Origin of the sequence: Amycolatopsis thailandensis (assembly GCF_042723255.1) — a bacterium.
Taxonomy (GTDB): domain Bacteria; phylum Actinomycetota; class Actinomycetes; order Mycobacteriales; family Pseudonocardiaceae; genus Amycolatopsis; species Amycolatopsis thailandensis.
Genome location: NZ_JBHXJK010000081.1, coordinates 1 through 18,136, shown reverse-complemented (window position 1 = coordinate 18,136; position 18,136 = coordinate 1). Strand labels below are relative to the sequence as shown.

Sequence of the window (18,136 nt, the reverse complement as noted above, 5' to 3'; positions counted from 1 at the left end):
GGCGATCTTCGCGAATGTCCGGACGGCGCGTCGGACTTGTCGCTACAGTCCCCCAGGTCCGATCGAACTGGGGGTTCGAATGAGGAAATTCCTCACCATCGGTCTGTCCGCGCTGCTCACGATGAGCACCGCGGCGGCCGTCAGTGCACCGGCGCATGCCGCTTCGCAGCTCGACTTCGGGGCTTGCCCGGCGGATGTCGCTCAGGCGTACCCGGCACTGAAATGCGCGACGGTCAACGTCCCGCTCGACTATTCGCGGCCGTTCGGCGCGCGGATGGACGTGCTCGTCTCGAAACACACCAGTACCGACCCGGCGAAGCGACGGGGCGTGCTGTTCGTCAATCCCGGCGGCCCGGCGGGTTCGGCGGTGATGCAGGCGGGCAAGTTGTCCCTTCCGGACGCGACCGGGTACACCCGGCTGCCCAAGGAAGTGCTCGAGGCCTACGACATCGTCGGCCTCGATTCCCGCGGCACCGGCCACAGCCGGCCGCTCAGCTGTGTCGGCGAGGACTACTGGCGTCAGCTTCAACCCGACCCCGACCGGCCCGAGGAGCGGGACAAGAGCTGGGAGCGCTGGAAGGCGTTCGCCCGCTCGTGCGCGGAGAAGAACGGCGACCAGCTGAAGTCCACCGGCAGCCGCAACGTCATCCAGGACATGGACCGCGTCCGCACGCTGCTCGGCGAGGAGAAGATCAGCTACCTGGGTTATTCCTACGGCACCTACCTCGGCAGCGCGTACGCCGAGCGGTATCCGGACCGGATCGACCGGATGGTCCTCGACAGCTCGATGAACCCGGTGGAACCGCAGATGTGGTACGGGAACTCGACCGGTCAGGTCACCGCCGGAGTGGCCCGCGAACACGCCTACCTGAGCTGGATCGCCCAGTACGACAACGTGTTCCACCTCGGCAAGACCCACGCCGAGGTGAACGCGGCCTGGCAGAAGCTGCTCGGCGACTTCCGGAAGGCGCCGCGCGGGCCGTTGAAGAACGTCGGCGCGGTGGAGCTGTTGGACGTCTACATCGCCAATCTCTCGCACGAGCTCTACTGGGAGCCCCTCGCGAAGGCGATGGCCGACTACGTCCTGCGCGGTGACGATCGCGCCGTGCTGGACTGGGCGACACCGTCGGGTGGAGCGGCGGGCGAGAGCTTCATCGCGGGCATGATCTCGATCGCCTGCGTCGACTCCGACGCGCCCACGGACCGGACGAAGATCGAACGCGACTTCGGCGAGCTGGCCAAGACCAGCGATTTCGCCTGGTACAACGTGTCGATCCCGTCCGCGTGCGCCAACTGGCCGGTGCATGACCAGCGGATCGTGCCGTCGGGGAAGAACCTGCCGCCGATCCTGGTCTTCGGCGTCGAGGGAGACTCCGCGACGCCGTACGCGAACACGGTCGCGATGCACGAGCGACTGCCCAGTTCGGTGCTGGTGACCGAACGCGGCGCGGGCACCCACTGCGTGTTCGGCGGCCATCCGGCGATGGTCAACCGGGAGGCGCAGCGGATCGGCAAGGAATACCTCGTCGACGGCCTGCTCCCGAACGGTGATCTCGACATCGCGCCGCATCCGCTGCCGGTGCCGACGGCGGGAACCTCGGCGGCCGCGCGGCCTGCCGTCGTTTCGCAGCACTCGTGACACCCGCCGGCCCGTCCCGGCTTCTCGCCGGGGCGGGTCGGCCTCGCGAGGACCGCCCGCGGCTTCCGTGTCAGCGTCTCCGCCTGCTCCTCTTCCACCCTTCCGCGGCCCGTTTCACCAGCTTGCCCATCCCGGCGATGATCACCGTGACCACGGTCAAGACGGTGGCGAAAACGAGAGAGAAATAAAGGTCGCTGACGCCGAACGGCAAAGTCGTCGCGAAAAAGGTGCCCCAGATGATCGCCAGCACACCCAGGGTCTCCGCGAATCGCTTCATCACGGAGCACACCTCCACCGGGGTCAGGCCCGCGCGGCGAAGTACGCGGTGACGATCCTGATCTTAGTCGGCGGAGGGAACTCGGCGTTGTCGCCGCTGAGGCCTCCGACCAGCGCGGTCCACACGGGGCCCGACCGCTGGACGGGTCCGTCGTCCTGTTTTCCCACTACGTAGAACGACTCGCTGCCACAGTCGTAGTAGCCGACGTAGTCGTCCGCGCGTCCTGGCCATGATCCGCCGTTGCGGAGCCGGCACCGCGCGCCGGTGGCCAGCTCCAGTCCCCACGGCAAGGGTTCCGCCTCCGCGGCGATGGTGCCGACCTTCTCCGAGGTCTTCATCCGCCTGAGCGACTTTTCCCACGGTGTGGTCCCGCAGAGCAGAGTGGCGCGATTCGGGGTGGTCCAGCAGACATCCGCGCCCGCGGCGGTCGAGCCGCAACTGACCACCCCCGGTGACACGGAAGCGCGCGAAGCGAAACAGCCGGTGATCTCGAGATCGCCCGAATCTTCTGTGACGGTGAAGCCCGGGGCCGGGTCACCCGAGGCGGTCACGCCCACGACGTTTACCACCGTCGTCGGGGTTTGTGGTCGCGGGTCGACGAAGTCCGCACCGACGGAACTGGGCGGCGCGGAGGTGGCGGGCGGCGCGGCGGTCCCGATCGCTGCCGGTTCCTCACCGCTCAGCGACCGGAACACGAAGATCCCCGCCGCCGCGAGCAGGACCACGATCACGACGATCCACAGCGCTCGAACGTTCATGGCGTCTTCGCGATCTCCGCGACCAGCGCCCGGATGTCGCCGGGAGAGCATTCGCTCAGGCCGGAGTTGGAGGACGATTCGTCGATCACCGTGCCCGGTGGCGACGTCGAGCACGAAAAGGATCCCGGGCGCATACTCGGCGAAACCGCGAGGCGCGCGAACTTCCCGGCGCTCACCCGGTCGAAGCCGTCGCGGTTTCCGTTGAGTGGCAGGGAAACGGTCTCCACCTGAGCACCGGTGGCGACGTCGGCCACGATCCGGCCCGAGTAGCTGTGCCCGAGGTCGCCGAGCAGATGCAGTTCGACGTTCCCTTGTTCGCCGGGCGCCAGGTTGAAGGCGAACGGCTTCGTGCCGTGGGAGTCGTTGTCCACCTGTTGGGCCTGCGGATCTTGATCGAGTTTCAGGTGGAGGACCGCCGTGTCCGCGTTGCCGCCGTCGGGACACACGAACCGGATGACCGGCTGGGGATCGTACTTGCGCAGGTCCGCGGCCCGCACGTTGCTGACCGCGAGCATCGCGCCGTCCTGCGCGGTGTTCCTGAGGGAAACCCGCTGATACGGGGGAACCTCCTTGCCGGTCTTGCGAAGCCACTCGATCACTGGCTCCGAGCAATAGCCGTTGACCCCCGCCGGCATCTCCTCGAAGCGCGCGTCCAGCGGCAGGACGTATTCGGTGACGCCGCGTTTGTTGATCGGCTCCATGGTGAGGCTGGCGGGTTTGGTCTCGCTCTTGAAGAGGTCGGGAGCCGGGCCGGTCACCGCCACGGCCAGGCTCGCGCCCGCGACCGCCAGACTCGCGACGGCGGCCGCCGGGCTCTTCATGACCTTGCCCAGCCCGGTTTGCCGCGACTTCGACGTCTTCTTGCGACGGTTCGCGGGTTTCCTACCAGCCACACGCCCTCCCAGACCCGGCACCACCGTCGTCGATCCTGCTGACAGTCGACGGTCGAGCCTGGGCCGTTACACCGGGGAGGGCGCCCGCGCGCTCAGGCGGAGCAGCCGGGTTTGACCCGACCGGCCGAGTCGCGCAAGGCCGAAGGGGCGCAAAAGGAGATTTTTCCGAGCCCGAAGAATTGCGGTGCTCGATGCCGATTAATCGCCGGGTCCGAAACGTGGTTTCACACCGATTTCACGCGGCGCTCTTTTACCGCTCTTTACCGCGGATGGACAACATCGTGTTCACCCTGCCGTCATCATCCTCCAGCCTGCGATCCCGGCGCGCGGTAGCTCCTCGACCAGGCTGCCCGGAGAGCTCAGTCCCGTCAAGAAGAGCCCTTGGACACCGCCGTGACCCGAACGGTGACGGTATTCGAGTTCACCGAGTCGGCAGTCGAACACCCCAGCGAGCGGGAGCACCCGATTGCAAGTCGCCGAACTTGACAAGTTCACACACTGGATTGAATAGTGGAAAAGGTTTGACATGATCCGAAGTGCTCTGGGGGCTAGAAGATGTTGAACTGGCACAAGGAAAAACAGGCGGACGGCGCACAGATACCCGTGGCCAGACGGGAAAGTGACTGGGTGGCGGCCGGCTCGGATCCTCCGTTGGGCGAGGTCGTCGAGGTACCGCTCGACACGCTGTGCGCCGAAGACTCCCCGAGGGCGGCGGGAGTCGATCTCGCCCACGCCCGGATGCTCGCCGAAACGGACGCCCCGCTGCCGCCGATCCTGGTGCACCGTCCCACGATGCGGGTGATCGACGGGCTGCACCGGCTCCAGGCGGCCAAACTGAAGAACGCCGTCGCGATCGACGCGCGGTTCTTCGACGGGGACGATCAGGCCGCCTTCATCCTCGCGGTGAAGTCGAACATCACCCACGGCCTGCCGCTCTCCCTCGCCGACCGCAAGACCGCCGCCCGCCGGATCCTCGAAGTCCGCCCCCAGTGGTCCGATCGCGCCATCGCCGCGGTCACCGGCCTGTCCCACAAGACGGTCGGCAAGGTACGCCGTTCGACTGGGGAAGTTCCCCAGCCGAACGCCCACATCGGCCGCGACGGACGCGTCCGCGCGCTGGATCCGGCCCAGGGCAGGCGGCGCGCCCACGAATTGATCGCGAGCAACCCCACCGCCTCGATCCGCGAAATCGCGCGCGGTGCGGGCGTTTCCGTCGCGACCGCGCACGACGTCCGGCACCGGCATCGCCGCCGCGAGGAACCGGCACGCACGGTGACGAGGCCGCGCCCCCGGCAGGCCGACGCCGTCGACCTCGCGAGCGCGCAGATCGCCGACAACCAAGCGGCGGTGGAACGGCTCCGCTCCGACCCCACCATCCGCTACACCGAATCGGGACGGACCCTGGTTCGGTTGCTGGACGGGCATCTGAACGACCGTGATCAGTGGGATCAGGTCGCCAGGAACATCCCCGAACACCGGCTGGAGTTGATCTCCGAACTCGCCAAGGCGCGAGCGGAGGATTGGCGGCAGTTCGTGGAACTGCTGCAGAAGCGCCGTCGCTGAACCGACCGGGCACCACCGGATCTCTTGACCTGAAGGGGACTTTCCGCATGAGGAAAGTCCCCTTCTTTTGTGCGCGTTCCCTGTGCCGCGAACGGCCGAGGAATTCGGAAAAACCGGTGACGCGGACTGTTGCGAACCGTAGGCGGCTCGGGTCAGAATAGTGCGAACTCGCCCGCACTGACGGGCATCTGGGGCACGTCGGCAGGAATCACCGGAAACCGCTGATCCACTTTTCGCCGACCTCACCCGCAGTGAAAACACTATTCCGGACTCGTCTGCATGCCCTCATCCGGCGCAGATTCGATCAAAGGGGAAACATGAACGCGGTAGACGCGCGGGCGGAACTACGTCAGCAGATCTTCTCCCTCCTGTCCGAAGTCGCAGGCGGCGTTCTGGAAAACCAGACCATCGAGGCGGACACCGAGTTTCCCGAGACGGGCATGAGCTCGATCGAGTACCTGGCGCTCATCGAGAAGATCGAAACGAAGCTCGACGTGTTCATCGACCTCGAAGAGAACGAGGATCTGACCACTGTGGACAAGTTCTGCGACTACCTGCTGGAACAGGTGCCCTCGGCCTGAGCCGGCACCGTCGTCCGCCGACAGCGAATTCCTCCACAGACAAGGGATCACCATGGACACCAAGGCATTCGGCCTCTTCCTGCCCCCGTTCCACGACCCCTCGGTCAGCCCCCACGCGTCGCTGCACCGCGACATCGAAGTGTGCGGCGTCGCCGACGACCTGGGTTTCGACGAGATCTGGCTCGGCGAGCACCACTCCAGCGGCTGGAGCACGCTCAGCTCCCCGGAAATGCTGATGGCGGCGCTGGCGCGGGAAACCCGCCGCATCCGGTTCGCCACCGGCGTGATCCCGCTGCCCTATCACCACCCCCTGCATGTCGCGGAGCGGATCGTGCTGCTCGATCACCTCAGCGCTGGCCGGGCGATCCTGGGCGTCGGAACGGGCACCTACGTGCACGACATGGAGATGATCGGGGTGGATCCGGCCTCGGTCCGCGATCATTTCCGCGCCGCGCTGGGCACGGTGCAAGCGCTCCTCAACGGCGAGACGGTCAACACCACGACTCCGTGGTTCACCGTGAAGAAGGCCGTGCTTCAGCTCCAGCCGCTCAGGGGCCCTGGCGCCATCGAAACCGTTGTCGCGTCTTCGCTGAGCCCGGCCGGTATCGAACTCCTGACGGACACCGCGACGACCCCGACCGTCCACGTGGCACCGCCGTGGGGTTCCATCCGGCCCGGGATGGACCCGGATCCGGTCGGCGCGATGATCGAGCGGGTCGAGTCCTATCGGAACAAATCCGCGGGCGGCACCCGGATCCGGTGCAACGTCTTCGTCCACGTCGCCGACTCCCCCGCCGCCGGTGTCGAAGAACTGCTGGAGGGTTTCTCCGCGCTGCGCCGCGGCCTGTACCGGAACACCCTGGGCATGCCCATCCCGGACTCCCCGGTCGCGCACCGCAAGACCCTGCAGAACCTCGTCGACACGGGCGGGTTCATCGTCGGGGACGCCGCGACCTGCGCCGAGCGGATCCGCGACCTGATGGATCGTGTCGGCGACCCGGTCTCGCTGAACTTCTTCGTCCCCCGGTGGGTCTCGCACCGGGCGACCCTCGATCAGCTGACGACGATCGCGCACGAGATCGTGCCCACCCTCGTCGGCGGGTTCGAGGGCACTGCGGAGTCCATCCGGCTCACTTCCGAAGAAGCCGCCCGCCAATTGAAGTCCCGGACCGAACTGGTCGGCAACGGAGGCGACAAATGAGTCCCACGAAGGTAAGTCTCGACTTCAGTTCGGACGAATTCCTCGCCGACCCCTGGAACATCTACAAGGAACTCCGGCGATCCGACCCCGTGCACTGGTCGTCGGCCTTCAACGCCTTTCTGATCACGCGGTTCGAGGACGTCCAGGAGCTGCTGTCGGATCGGCAGGTCGGCAGCGGGTTCCCGATGCGCAGCAGCCGCCGGTTGTTCGGCCGGACGCTGCTCGACACCGACGGCCCGCGGCACCGTGATCTGCGCAAGCTGTTCATGCCGCTGTTCGCGGGCGGTTCGGTGAAACGGCTGCGCACCGAGATCCTCGTCCCCGCGGTGGACCAGGTGCTCGACTCGATCGAGGCCGAGATGGGGTCCCGGGACGAGGTCGACGTCGAGTTCATGGAGCGGGTCGCGGTCGGGGTGCCCTACGCGATGGTCACCCGGCTGTTCGGCCTGCCGCCGGAGGACGCGGCGTGGCTGCGTCCCCGGGTCCTCCCGCTGGCGGGCGCGATCGAGTTCCCGGCGACCTCGCTGGACTCGGCGCTCACGGCCAAGGCGGAGCTGATCGAGTACCTGAAGGACAAGCTCGCCGCCCGCGCCGACGGCGACCGGATGCCGTTCCTCGACCTCGTCTTCCCGCCGGGCGAACCGGTCGACGAGTCCATGCTGGGCACGGCCACGCTGTTCCTGTTGGCCGGCACCGAGACGAGCGTCGCCACCATCGGAAAGATCATGTACGCCGTCCTGGCGCACGACGTCGAGCTGTCGACGCTGGCGGACAAGGACTACCGGACCCAGGTCGTCCGCGAGACGCTGCGGTGGGAACCGCCGAGCCACACCATCCTCAGGTACGCGACCACCGACCTGAACCTGCACGGGGTGGACATCCCGCGCCGGTCCGCGCTGCTGCTGTCCCTGGGCAGCGCCAGCCGCGACGAGAACGCGTTCGAGGACCCGGACAGCTGGCGCCCGGACCGCACCGACCAGCGGCTGCTGGCGTTCTCGGCGGGCCCGCACACCTGCTTGGGCATCCAGCTGGCCCTGGCGGAGTTCGACACGCTGTTCGAGCGGTTGTCGCACCGGTTCGGCGGCGTCCGGCTCGGCGGTTCGCTCGACGGCATCCGGCAGGGTTTCTGGCGGCTGCGGGAGCGGGGCCACATCTTCCGGCGCCCCGACCACCTTCACGTCCGGCTGGAGCGCAAGGCCGATGCATGACGCACTCACGGCCCCCTACGACCTGAAGACCGGGCTCGCGGCCGAGACCTCCGAATACAACCGCGCGAAGCTGGTGCTGGCCGCCTTCGCGGTCACGCTGTGCCGGTGGACCGCGGCGGACGAGGCCGCGATCTCGGTCGCGGGCAGGGTGATCCGGGTCCGGGTCGACGACCGGGCGCTCGTCGGCGGCTTCCTGGAGTCGGTCCATCCGATCGGCGTCGTCGAAGACGGGCCGGTGGATCTCGTGCTGTCCTCCCTTCACAAGGATCTGCGGTCCGGGGAGGTCCGCTTCGTCACCGAGGTGCCGGACGCCGCGCACGGGTTCGTCGCCGACGTCGCCACGGCGGTGGACGAGCTGCTCTCCTTCGACGGTCTCCTCGAAGACGTGCGCTGCATCGCGCCGGAACGCCGCCGGATCCTCGACGCGCTGGCAGGCGAAGACACCCCTGACGCCGACATCGAAACCCTGTTCCTGGAGCAGGCGCGGCTCCGCCCGAGGGAGGTCGCGGTCCGTGACGCGGGCGCCGAGCTGACCTACGGGCAGCTCGCCTCGGCCGCCGATCGGTACGCCGAGGTGCTGCGGCGTGCCGGGGTGCGGCCCGGTGACACGGTGCTCGTCGCGACCCGGAGGTCCGTCGGCGAGATCGTGGCGCTGCTCGGGATCATCCGGGCGGGCGCCGCCTACGCGGGATTCGACGACGACGCGCCCGAAGCCCGGTTGGCGAGGATCATCGGCAAGCTGGCCCCCGCGGCCGCCGTGGTCGACGCCGCCGCGGCGGGCCATCCCGCCTTGAGTGACCTCACCCGTGTCGATTCCTGGCTCCCCGGGGAAGAAATCGACGCGGACGCGGAGCCGCCGTCTCCCGGCCACGACGATCCACAAAGGACCGCGTACGTCGCGTTCACCTCCGGATCCACCGGTGAACCGAAGGGTGTCGTCGTCCCGCATCGCGCGGTGACGCGGCTCGCGCGGACGACGGAACTCCGCACGCGTCCCGGTGACCACGTGCTGCGGATGGCGCCGCTGGCGTTCGACGCGTCGACGTACGAGATCTGGGTGACGTTGCTCAACGGCGGGACGCTGGAGGCCTTCCCCGGACGGCTCCCGTCGGTGAGGAAGCTCGAAAAGTTCTTCACCGAGCGGAAGATCTCGGTCGCCTGGCTGACCGCCAGCCTGTTCCGGCTGGTCGTCAAGTCCCGGCCGCAGACGCTCGCCGGGCTCCGCTGGCTCCTGAGCGGCGGTGAGGTCGTCCCCCACGACGCGGCGGCGCGGGTGCTCGGGTCCTACCCCGGGCTGGTGATCACGAACGGCTACGGGCCCACCGAGAACACCACGTTCACCACCACGCACACCGTGCGGGACAGCACGGAGATCACCGGTCCGCTCCCCATCGGCAAGCCGATCGCGGGCACCAAGGTCTTCGTGCTCGACCGGAACGCCCGGCTCGTCCCGCCGGGTGCGATCGGTGAGCTGTACACGTCCGGATCGGGGCTGGCCGACGGCTATCTCGACGACGAGGCCGAAACGAACGAACGGTTCGGCCACTTCTCGCCGGACGTGGACGAACGCCTGTATCGCACCGGCGATCTGGTCCGGCTCGACCCGAACGGCGACGTGCTCTTCCTCGGCCGCGCGGACAAGCAGATCAAACTCGACGGCCATCGCATCGAAACCGAGGAGATCGGCGCCATCCTCGCCCGTCACCCCGGCATCCGCGACGCCGTGATCGTGGTCGCCAGGCAACCGGGCCAAAGCCCCCAGCTCGTGGCGGCCATCGTGGTGAACCCCGGCGAGGACACGGAACCCCGTTCCCTGCGGGCGTTCCTGGCACAGCAGCTCCCGAGCTACGCGATACCCGCCCTGTGGGTGGTCGTCGACGAAATCCCGCTCACCCGCAACGGGAAAGCCGACGAAAAGGCCCTGATCGAAGCCGCGACGGACCGCGAGGCCGCCGCCCGACGAGCGAACGCCGGATGAAGGAGAAATCGATGAGGTTGTCGCTCGGGCAGGAGCGGCTCTGGCTGGTGCAGCAACTCGACCGGACCAGCGCCGCGTACAACATTCCGATCGTCTTCCGGTTCCACGACGGCGTCGACTTCGAGGCCCTCGACCGGGCGCTCGGCGCGCTCGTCGAGCGTCACCCGGTGCTCCGGTGGCGGTTCGTCGTGGACGGATCGGGCACCCCCACCGCCGTGCCGGCGCCGGACTTCCGGATCCCGGTGGCGCGGCGGACCGCGGGCCCCGGCGAGCACGAGTGGCAGAAGCACACGGCCGACCTGGTCAGCGAACCGTTCGATCTCGCGGCCGCGCCGCCCATCCGCGCGATGGTCGTCGAATGCGCCGACGGTTCGGCGGTGCTGTGCCTGGTGAACCACCACATCATCACCGACGGCCGGTCCATCCAGATCGTGACCGAGGACGTCGTCACGCTGTACCGGTCGGAGACGCCCGCGGCGCTCGATGTGACCTACGAGGAGTTCGTCGCGGCGCAGCGCGCCGGCACCGGCTCCGTGGCGGACCACCTCGGCTACTGGCGGCGGGAGCTCGACGGTTTCCAGCCGCTGCGGCTGCCGACGGACAGGCCTCGTTCGGGCAATCCCGGTTTCGCGGGCGACCACGTCGATTTCGAGCTCCCCGCCGAGCTCACCAAGGCCTTCTCCGCGTTCGCCCTGCGGAACCGGTGCGCGCTCTCCAGCGCGGTGGCCGCGGTGTTCCAGGCGCTGTTGTCCCTCCATTCAGGACAGGAGGACATCACGATCGGCACGGTGCTGGCCGGTCGCGACGACCGCCGGTTCGCCGACGTCCTCGGCTTCTTCGTGAACACCGTGGTGCTGCGCGCGCACATCACCCCGTCGATGACGTTCCGCGAGCTGCTGAAGGTGGCCCGCACGAAGATGGTCGACGCCTACGCGCATCAGCAGGCGCCGTTCGACCAGGTGGTCGCGGAGGTCCGGCCCGAACGGGACGCCGGGCGCAACGCGATCTTCGACGTCGTGGTCGTCCACAATGGAGAGATCCCGCCTTCCGGCGAAAGCGAGATCTCCAGCGTGCCGTGGGCGGGCGTGGCCACCCGGTTCGATCTGGAGCTCGTCACCCACGTCCAGGACGGCAAACTGCACGGCTCGCTGGTCTTCCGGTCCAGCCTCTTCGACCGCTCCACCGCCACCCGGCTCGTCGGCCGTCTCGTCCGGCTCGTCGAGCACACGCTCCAGCACCCCGACGAGCCGATCTTCGAAGCCCTGCGCGGGCAGGTCGACTACTGGCGGAAGCAGCTCGACGACGCCCCCGCCGCGCTGGAGCTGGCCACGGACCGCGCCCGCCCGCCGATGGCGTCCTACCGCGGCGATTCGCTGTCCTTCACCGTGGATCCCGGTGTCGCCGACGACCTCCGCGGTGTGAGCGAACGCCACGGCGTCTCCCTGTTCACGACGCTGCTGGCGACCTTCGACGTGGTCCTGTCCCGCTACGCGCGCACCACCGACGTGCTGGTCGGAACGCCCACCACCCGCCCGGAAGGGCCGATCGGGTTCGACGCCAAGACGCTGGTGCTGCGCACCGATCTGTCCGGCGACCCCACCTTCCCGGAACTGCTGGGCCGCGTGCGGGAGACGACGCTCGGCGCGTACGCGAACCAGGACGTCCCCTTCGAACGGCTCGTCGAGGAACTGGTGCCCCGCCGGGACTTCAGCCGCAACCCCCTCACCCAGGTCGCCTTCCGGCTGGTGGACGTGCCGCTGCCGGAGGTTCCGCCGTCCGGCACGGAAGCGGAACCGCTCGACCTCGAATGCCTGGTGTCGGACCGCGACGGCGTGGTGGAAGCGCGGATCGACTACAACGCCGCCTTGTTCGACCGGGTCACGATCGAACGGTTCACCGGGCACCTCCGGCACCTGCTCGCGTCCGTCGCGGCCGACGCGGAGCGGTCACTGTCCGCGTTGCCGATGATGAGCGACCCGGAAATCCGGATGCTGACGGAAGACTGGAACGACACGACCACGACGTTGCCTTCCCCGGCGACGGTGCCCGCGCTGTTCGCCGAACAGGTCCGCCGTCGTCCGCGAGCGACAGCCCTGGTCTGCGGCGAGGACGCCCTGACGTACGCGGAACTCGACATCCGGTCCAACCGGCTCGCGCACCGGTTGCGCTCGCTGGGCGCCGGTCCCGGCGCCGTCATCGGGGTGTGCCTGCCGCGTTCGGCCGGCGTGATCACCGCTTTGCTCGCGATCCTCAAGACCGGCGCCGCGTACCTGCCGATCGATCCCGAGTACCCCGAGGAGCGCCAACGGCTCCTGCTAGCCGACGCCGGGGCCAAACTGGTCATCACCACCGATCTGACCGGCGATCCCACCCTCGACGAGGAACCGTCGACCGCGCTCGAACCCAGGATGGGGCCGCGGGATCTGGCCTACGTCATCTACACCTCGGGCTCGACCGGACGTCCCAAGGGCGTCGAGATCGAGCACCGGTCGATCGTCCGGCTCGTCACCGGGCTGCCGGAAGGCATCCTCGGCCCGGACGAAGTGGTGCTGCACGCCTCGGCGATCTCCTTCGACGCCGCCACTTTCGAGATCTGGGGCGCCCTCCTGACCGGCGCCACCTGCGTGATCTCCACCGAGCGGGTCCTCACGGCCCGGCCGCTGGCGAACGCGATCACCCGGCACGGCATCGGCACGGCCTGGCTGACGTCGTCGTTGTTCAACCACATCGTCGACGAGGACGTCACGGCGCTGACCGGACTCCGCAAGCTGCTCGTCGGCGGCGAAGCGCTGTCCGTCACCCATGTCCGGCGCGCCGTCGACGCTCTACCGGGTACTCGGTTCTTCAACGGCTACGGGCCCACCGAATGCACCACGTTCGCGACCTGCCACCCCATCCCGGTCCCGGTTCCGGCCGGGCTCACCGGTGTCCCCATCGGCCGCCCGCTCGGCAACACCCGCGTGTACGTCCTCGACGAGCAGGGCAGGCTCGCCCCGACTGGAGTGCCGGGGGAACTGCACGTCGCCGGGGCCGGTGTCGCGCGAGGCTATCGAAAGCAACCGGGGCTCACCGAGGAACAGTTCGTCCCCAACCGCTTCGACACCACCAGCGACCGGCTGTACCGGACCGGGGACATCGTCCGTCACAACACCCAGGGCGACATCGAGTACCTCGGACGCGTCGACGACCAGGTCAAGATCCGGGGTTTCCGCATCGAACCCCGGGAGATCGAGACGACCCTTCTGTCCACTGAGGACATTTCGCAGGCCGCCGTCGTCGTCCGCGAAGACTCGTCCGGGCAGAAGAGCCTTGTCGCCTACCTCAAGGTCTCGGGTGTTCTCGACGAGACCTCTCTGCGTGCCCGCCTGCGACGCGAGCTGCCCGAGTACATGGTTCCCGCGGCCTTCGTGTCCCTCCCCGAACTTCCGTTGACCATCAACGGAAAGCTGGACACCCAGGCGCTTCCGGAACCCGAAGAATCCCGTGTGGACGAACCCGCCCCACCTCGGAACCCGACCGAGGAGGCCTTGGCCGCGATCTGGGCCCAGGTGCTCGACCGGGACACCGTCGGCAGGGACGAGAGCTTCTTCGACGTCGGCGGGCATTCGCTGAAGGCCGCCCAACTGGCCGTCCGGATCGGGGAGACACTCCAGATCGAGCTGCCTTTGCGGACCTTGTTCGAACGTCCCACGATCGCGAAGCTGGCGGAAGAGATCAACGGCGAGCGGCGGACGACCGGCGTCCGCTCGTTCGATCCCGAGGCGATGCTGCGCGACGTCCTCCCGGATCCGTTGCCACCTCGGGATTCCGGCGGGATCTCCGACGTCCTGCTCACCGGTGCCACCGGCTTCGTCGGCGCGTACCTGGTCCGCGAGTTGCTGGCCCGGACCGGCGGCCGCGTGCACTGCCTCGTCCGGGCGGCGGACGAAGACGCGGGATGGCGGCGGCTGCGCGAGAACCTCGACCGCTACGGCCTGTCCCACGAGGTCGACCACGAACGGATCACGGTAGTGGTCGGTGATCTCGCGGCACCGGGCCTCGGGCTCACCAGTGCGGCTTTCGAGCGGCTCGCGGGCGAGATCGACTTGATCTGCCACAACGGCGCCTGGGTCGACGCGCTCTCCAGCTACGACCAGTTGGCGGACGCCAACGTGGGCGGCACGGCCGAGCTCATCCGGCTGGCGGCCACCACCCGGCTCAAGCGGGTGCAGTTCGTGTCGACCATTTCCGCCGGTGAGGAGAACGGTTCCCGCAGCGGGTACGCGGAGACCAAGTCGCACGCCGAGCGACTGATCACCACCGCGTACGAACGCGGACTGCCCGCCGCGATCTACCGGCTGCCCCGGATCGTCGGGGATTCGCGCACCGGACAGGGGAACACGCGGGACATCATGCTGCGGGTGCTGCGGGTCATCCTCGAACTCGGCTCCGCGCCCGACACCGAGATCGAGGAACCGTGGATCGCGGTCGACGAGACGGCGGGCGCGCTCGCCCGGCTCGGCACCGAGCGGCAGCCGGACGGCAGCCGGTTCGTGCTGGCGAGCAGCAGGCCGGTCCGGCTCACGCATCTGGTGCGGCTCGTGCGCAGCGCCGGGACGGAGCTCACCACTCTGCCGGTGGCCGAGTGGCTCGCGTCGCTCGACGCGTACTCCCCCGAGGAGCACGCGATCCTGAAGCTGCTCTTCGAGTCCACTTCGGACACTTCCGGCGACGGCCTGCCGAGCAGCGAGTTCACCCCGATCGTCGTGCCGAGCCCCGACGACGGCGCCCTGCTCCGGTACGTCGACAGAATGCTCGTCCGGTCCCGTCCCACCGCCGAACACGAAGGGCTGCTGCGGAAATGAGCCGTGAACGTCAGAGGGACCTGTACCGGTCCATGAAACTGATCCGGGAGTTCGAAGAACGCTGTCTGGCGATGGCGATCGACGGCGAGATCAACGGCGGGATCCACCCGTACATCGGGCAGGAAGCCGTCGCCGTCGGCATCTGCTCGAACCTGACGGACCGGGACTTCATCACCAGCACCCACCGGGGGCACGGCCACGTGCTGGCGAAGGGCGCGGACCCGCGCCGTCTGCTGGCCGAACTCCTCGGCACCCTCGAAGGGTTCAACAAGGGCCGCGGCGGATCGATGCACGCGGCGGACATGAAGCTCGGCATCCTGGGCGCCAACGGGATCGTCGGGGCCGGTGGCGCGATCGCCTCCGGCGCGGCTTGGGCCGCCAAGGCGCGAGGGAACTCGGAAGTCGTCGTCAGCTTCTTCGGCGACGGCGCGATGAGCCAGGGTGTGCTGCTGGAGGCCTTCAACCTGGCCTCGATCTGGTCCCTGCCGGTCCTTTTCGTCTGCGAGAACAACATGTACGCGACCAGCCTCAAGCTCGAATCGGGGCTCGCGGGCGGCGCGGCACGGCGCGCCGAAGGCTTCGGGATGGTCGCGCGCACGGTCGACGGCATGGACGTCGAGGCCGTGGCGGGCGCCGCGGCGGAACTGATCGAAGGCTGTCGCGCGGGCCGGGGCCCGGCGTTCCTGGAATGCCGGACCTACCGGTTCTTCGGGCACCACTCCGTGCTCGAACTGCTGGGTGTCGAGTTCCGCGACCGCGACGAAGTGGCGCAGTGGCGCGAGCGGGACCCGATTCCGTTGCTGGGCGCGCGATTGGGTGCCGACGTCGTCGCCGAGATCGACGCGGCTGTCAAGGAAACCATCGACGAGGCGGTCGAGTTCGCGACGAACGCCGCGTCGCCCGAGCCGGAGGACGCACTCATGTACCTGTATGCGGGAACCGCCGCTGTCCGGCCGGGGGTGATCCTGTGAGCGGGCTGCCTTCACCGGAGAACTTCGGTTACATGCACGCGATGAACCTCGCCCTGCACGCCGAAATGAAGGCGGACGAAGACGTCTTCCTGCTCGGCGAGGACGTCGGTGTCGGCGCGAGCGGCGTCACCTCGGGGCTGCTGGACAGCTTCGGCCCGGAGCGGGTGCTGGACACGCCCCTGTCGGAACAGGCCTTCACCAGTTTCGGGACCGGCGCGGCGATGGCCGGCAAGAAGCCCGTGATCGAATACCAGATCTCTTCGCTGATCTACCTGGTCTTCGAGCAGATCGTGAACCAGGCCCACAAGTTCTCCTTGATGACCGGTGGGCAGGTTCAGATCCCCGTCACCTATCTCATCTCGGGTTCGGGGTCGAGGTTCGGCTGGGCGGGCCAGCATTCGGACAACCCGTACAGCCTGCTCGCCCACGCGGGGATCAAGACGGTGGTCCCGGGGCTGCCCGCGGACGCGTACGGACTGCTGCGGTCGGCGATCCAGGATCCCGACCCCGTGGCCTTCTTCGCGCCTTCGGCCTTGCTGGGCGCGACGGATGTGGCGTACGCGGGCGAAGAAGAGATCGTCCCGCTGGGAGAGGCGAACGTCGTCCGCGAGGGCAACGACCTGACGGTGGTGGCGGTGGGCCAGCACGTCGGCGTGGCGCTGGAGGTCGCCGAAAGTCTCAGCGACCGGGCCGACATCGAGGTCGTCGACCCGAGGACGGTCTACCCCTTCGACTGGGACTGTCTCCGCGAATCGGTGAACAAGACCGGGCGCCTGGTCGTGATCGACGACTCGAACCGCATGTGCGGGCTGGGGGCGGAGATCATCGCGACGGCGGCCGAGGAGTTCGACCTGGTGGCGCCGCCAAGGCGGGTTTGCCGTCCCGACGGCACCGTCATCCCGTACGCCCTCGCTCTCGACACGGCCCTGGTGCCGGGTGCCGAACAGCTGACGGACGCCATCAAAGCGACGTTGAAGTAAGGAACCCATGGAAACCAACGAGACCTTGGACCGCTACCAGCGGACACAAGACGGCTTCGAGGCCGTGCTCGCCGCGGTGTCACCGGAGCGGTGGGACGCGGCGTCGGCGTGCGAATACTGGACGGTGCGTGACGTGGCGGGTCACGTCATCTGGAGCCTTGAAGTCCTGCGTCACCATCTGGCAGGTCGGGAGTACACGGTGCTGAACGGGCCGGCGGGCTCCGAGAAACCCGGCGAACTGGCCGGCGATGACCCGGTGGTCGCATGGCGCGAGACGCGCGAAGGGGCGGCGGCTCTCCTCACCGGCGACGTCCTCGACCGGCCCGCCCCGGCGTGGTACGCGGCCAACCGTCCTGATGCGACTGTCACGGACTACCTGGCGCTGCTGACATTCGACACCTTGGTCCACACGTGGGACGTGGGCTCCGCGCTCGGTATCGAGGTACGGATGGAGCCCGACATCGTCAAGCCGTCGTTCTCCCTCGCGCGGCTGATCATCAGCCGGACGCCGGGCACCTTCGGGCCCAAGGTGAAGCCCGAGCCGGGCGCGGACCAGCAGACCCGGTTCCTGGCTTTTCTCGGCCGCTCGGCCTAGGCGGTCCCAAGTACATGAAGGCCCCCATCCTTGCGCCTAGCTCCGTGAAGGACCCCTTCATGTACTTGAACCGTCGCGAAGGCCCCCTCACGCGCGCCTGGGTGTGACGCGTGAGATCACTGTGGCGACTGAGGTTCCTGAGGCGATTCGATGGTCCGTGAAGGACTCCTTGAGGGACCCAGGGTCCGTGAAGGGCCCCTTCACGGACTTGCCCCGGGACCACGCCGAGAACGCATTTAGTCCTCTAGATGCGACCCGGGCTGTCCGTGAAGGCCTCCTTTCCTACCCTCAAAGTAGGCAAGGAGGCCTTCACGACCCACCCAAGTACATGAAGGCCCCCTTCCTTGCGCCTAGCTCCGTGAAGGACCCCTTCATGTACTTGGACCGTCGCGAAGGTCCCCTCACGTGCGCCTGGCGGGACGAATGAGATCACTGTGGCGACTGAGGTTCCTGAGGCGATTCGGTGGTCCGTGAAGGACTCCTTGAGGGACCCAGGGTCCGTGAAGGGCCCCTTCACGGACTTGCCCCGGGACCACGCCGAGAACGCTCCTGGGTGCGACGGGCGGCGAGCCAGACGGTTCGCGAAGGCCCAATACAAGGAAGTCCCGCTTCCTTGAGCCGTTCTCTTAAACCCATCGTACGATGACG

The 18,136-nt window shown here is 68.3% G+C and carries 13 protein-coding genes; 10 read left to right on the top strand and 3 right to left on the bottom strand.

Features of this window, described 5'->3' with window-relative positions; genetic code table 11:
* Positions 1–79: 79 nt before the first annotated feature.
* On the top strand, positions 80–1,639 hold the full coding sequence (locus ACFWMR_RS27965; protein WP_378380504.1) for an alpha/beta hydrolase: 1,560 nt from the start codon (positions 80–82) through the stop codon (positions 1,637–1,639).
* A gap of 70 nt (positions 1,640–1,709) precedes the next feature.
* Here the strand turns inward: ACFWMR_RS27965 and ACFWMR_RS27960 are convergent, their stop codons facing one another.
* Genes ACFWMR_RS27960 through ACFWMR_RS27950 form a run of 3 tightly spaced genes read right to left on the bottom strand, consistent with a single transcriptional unit; the run spans position 1,710 to position 3,567 of the window.
* Entirely contained in the window at positions 1,710–1,916 is a 207-nt protein-coding gene (locus ACFWMR_RS27960) for a hypothetical protein (RefSeq protein ID WP_378380503.1), read from the bottom strand.
* 23 nt (positions 1,917–1,939) lie between these two features.
* On the bottom strand, positions 1,940–2,674 hold the full coding sequence (locus tag ACFWMR_RS27955; RefSeq protein ID WP_378380502.1) for a hypothetical protein: 735 nt from the start codon (positions 2,672–2,674) through the stop codon (positions 1,940–1,942).
* Positions 2,671–3,567: a hypothetical protein gene (locus tag ACFWMR_RS27950; RefSeq protein WP_378380501.1), complete on the bottom strand. Its 897-nt coding sequence runs from the start codon at positions 3,565–3,567 to the stop codon at positions 2,671–2,673. The genes ACFWMR_RS27955 and ACFWMR_RS27950 overlap by 4 nt, the downstream gene beginning before the upstream one ends.
* 627 nt (positions 3,568–4,194) lie before the next feature.
* Between ACFWMR_RS27950 and ACFWMR_RS27945 the strand changes: the two genes are divergently transcribed.
* From ACFWMR_RS27945 to ACFWMR_RS27905, 9 genes are all read left to right on the top strand, one after another.
* Positions 4,195–5,130, top strand: coding sequence for a ParB/RepB/Spo0J family partition protein (locus ACFWMR_RS27945; protein WP_378380500.1), 936 nt, complete (start codon positions 4,195–4,197; stop codon positions 5,128–5,130).
* 317 nt (positions 5,131–5,447) lie between these two features.
* On the top strand, positions 5,448–5,711 hold the full coding sequence (locus ACFWMR_RS27940) for an acyl carrier protein (protein WP_093932165.1): 264 nt from the start codon (positions 5,448–5,450) through the stop codon (positions 5,709–5,711).
* A gap of 52 nt (positions 5,712–5,763) precedes the next feature.
* Positions 5,764–6,912, top strand: a complete 1,149-nt coding sequence (locus ACFWMR_RS27935) for an LLM class flavin-dependent oxidoreductase (protein WP_378380499.1) — start codon at positions 5,764–5,766, stop codon at positions 6,910–6,912.
* Positions 6,909–8,120 (top strand): cytochrome P450, encoded by a 1,212-nt coding sequence (locus tag ACFWMR_RS27930; protein ID WP_093932163.1) that lies wholly within the window; start codon positions 6,909–6,911, stop codon positions 8,118–8,120. The genes ACFWMR_RS27935 and ACFWMR_RS27930 overlap by 4 nt, the downstream gene beginning before the upstream one ends.
* The gene (locus ACFWMR_RS27925; RefSeq protein ID WP_378380498.1) at positions 8,113–10,098 is read left to right on the top strand and encodes an amino acid adenylation domain-containing protein; all 1,986 of its coding nucleotides are present in this window, start codon (positions 8,113–8,115) and stop codon (positions 10,096–10,098) included. Before ACFWMR_RS27930 ends, ACFWMR_RS27925 begins: the two co-directional genes overlap by 8 nt.
* An 11-nt stretch (positions 10,099–10,109) precedes the next feature.
* Positions 10,110–14,942: an amino acid adenylation domain-containing protein gene (locus tag ACFWMR_RS27920; RefSeq protein ID WP_378380497.1), complete on the top strand. Its 4,833-nt coding sequence runs from the start codon at positions 10,110–10,112 to the stop codon at positions 14,940–14,942.
* A gap of 32 nt (positions 14,943–14,974) precedes the next feature.
* Entirely contained in the window at positions 14,975–15,913 is a 939-nt protein-coding gene (locus ACFWMR_RS27915) for a thiamine pyrophosphate-dependent dehydrogenase E1 component subunit alpha (protein ID WP_244199531.1), read from the top strand.
* Positions 15,910–16,893, top strand: coding sequence for an alpha-ketoacid dehydrogenase subunit beta (locus tag ACFWMR_RS27910; protein ID WP_208635857.1), 984 nt, complete (start codon positions 15,910–15,912; stop codon positions 16,891–16,893). Before ACFWMR_RS27915 ends, ACFWMR_RS27910 begins: the two co-directional genes overlap by 4 nt.
* Positions 16,894–16,900: 7 nt before the next feature.
* Positions 16,901–17,488: a TIGR03086 family metal-binding protein gene (locus ACFWMR_RS27905; RefSeq protein WP_378380496.1), complete on the top strand. Its 588-nt coding sequence runs from the start codon at positions 16,901–16,903 to the stop codon at positions 17,486–17,488.
* Positions 17,489–18,136: the final 648 nt, after the last annotated feature.

Excerpts from the sequence above, each read along its gene's own strand:
- ACFWMR_RS27960 (WP_378380503.1), bottom strand. The coding sequence starts at position 1,916 with ATGAAGCGATTCGCGGAGACCCTGGGTGTGCTGGCGATCATCTGGGGC.
- ACFWMR_RS27955 (WP_378380502.1), bottom strand. The coding sequence starts at position 2,674 with ATGAACGTTCGAGCGCTGTGGATCGTCGTGATCGTGGTCCTGCTCGCG.
- ACFWMR_RS27940 (WP_093932165.1), top strand. The coding sequence starts at position 5,448 with ATGAACGCGGTAGACGCGCGGGCGGAACTACGTCAGCAGATCTTCTCC.
- ACFWMR_RS27965 (WP_378380504.1), top strand. The coding sequence starts at position 80 with ATGAGGAAATTCCTCACCATCGGTCTGTCCGCGCTGCTCACGATGAGC.
- ACFWMR_RS27905 (WP_378380496.1), top strand. The coding sequence starts at position 16,901 with ATGGAAACCAACGAGACCTTGGACCGCTACCAGCGGACACAAGACGGC.
- ACFWMR_RS27935 (WP_378380499.1), top strand. The coding sequence starts at position 5,764 with ATGGACACCAAGGCATTCGGCCTCTTCCTGCCCCCGTTCCACGACCCC.
- ACFWMR_RS27915 (WP_244199531.1), top strand. The coding sequence starts at position 14,975 with ATGAAACTGATCCGGGAGTTCGAAGAACGCTGTCTGGCGATGGCGATC.
- ACFWMR_RS27930 (WP_093932163.1), top strand. The coding sequence starts at position 6,909 with ATGAGTCCCACGAAGGTAAGTCTCGACTTCAGTTCGGACGAATTCCTC.
- ACFWMR_RS27925 (WP_378380498.1), top strand. The coding sequence starts at position 8,113 with ATGCATGACGCACTCACGGCCCCCTACGACCTGAAGACCGGGCTCGCG.
- ACFWMR_RS27920 (WP_378380497.1), top strand. The coding sequence starts at position 10,110 with ATGAGGTTGTCGCTCGGGCAGGAGCGGCTCTGGCTGGTGCAGCAACTC.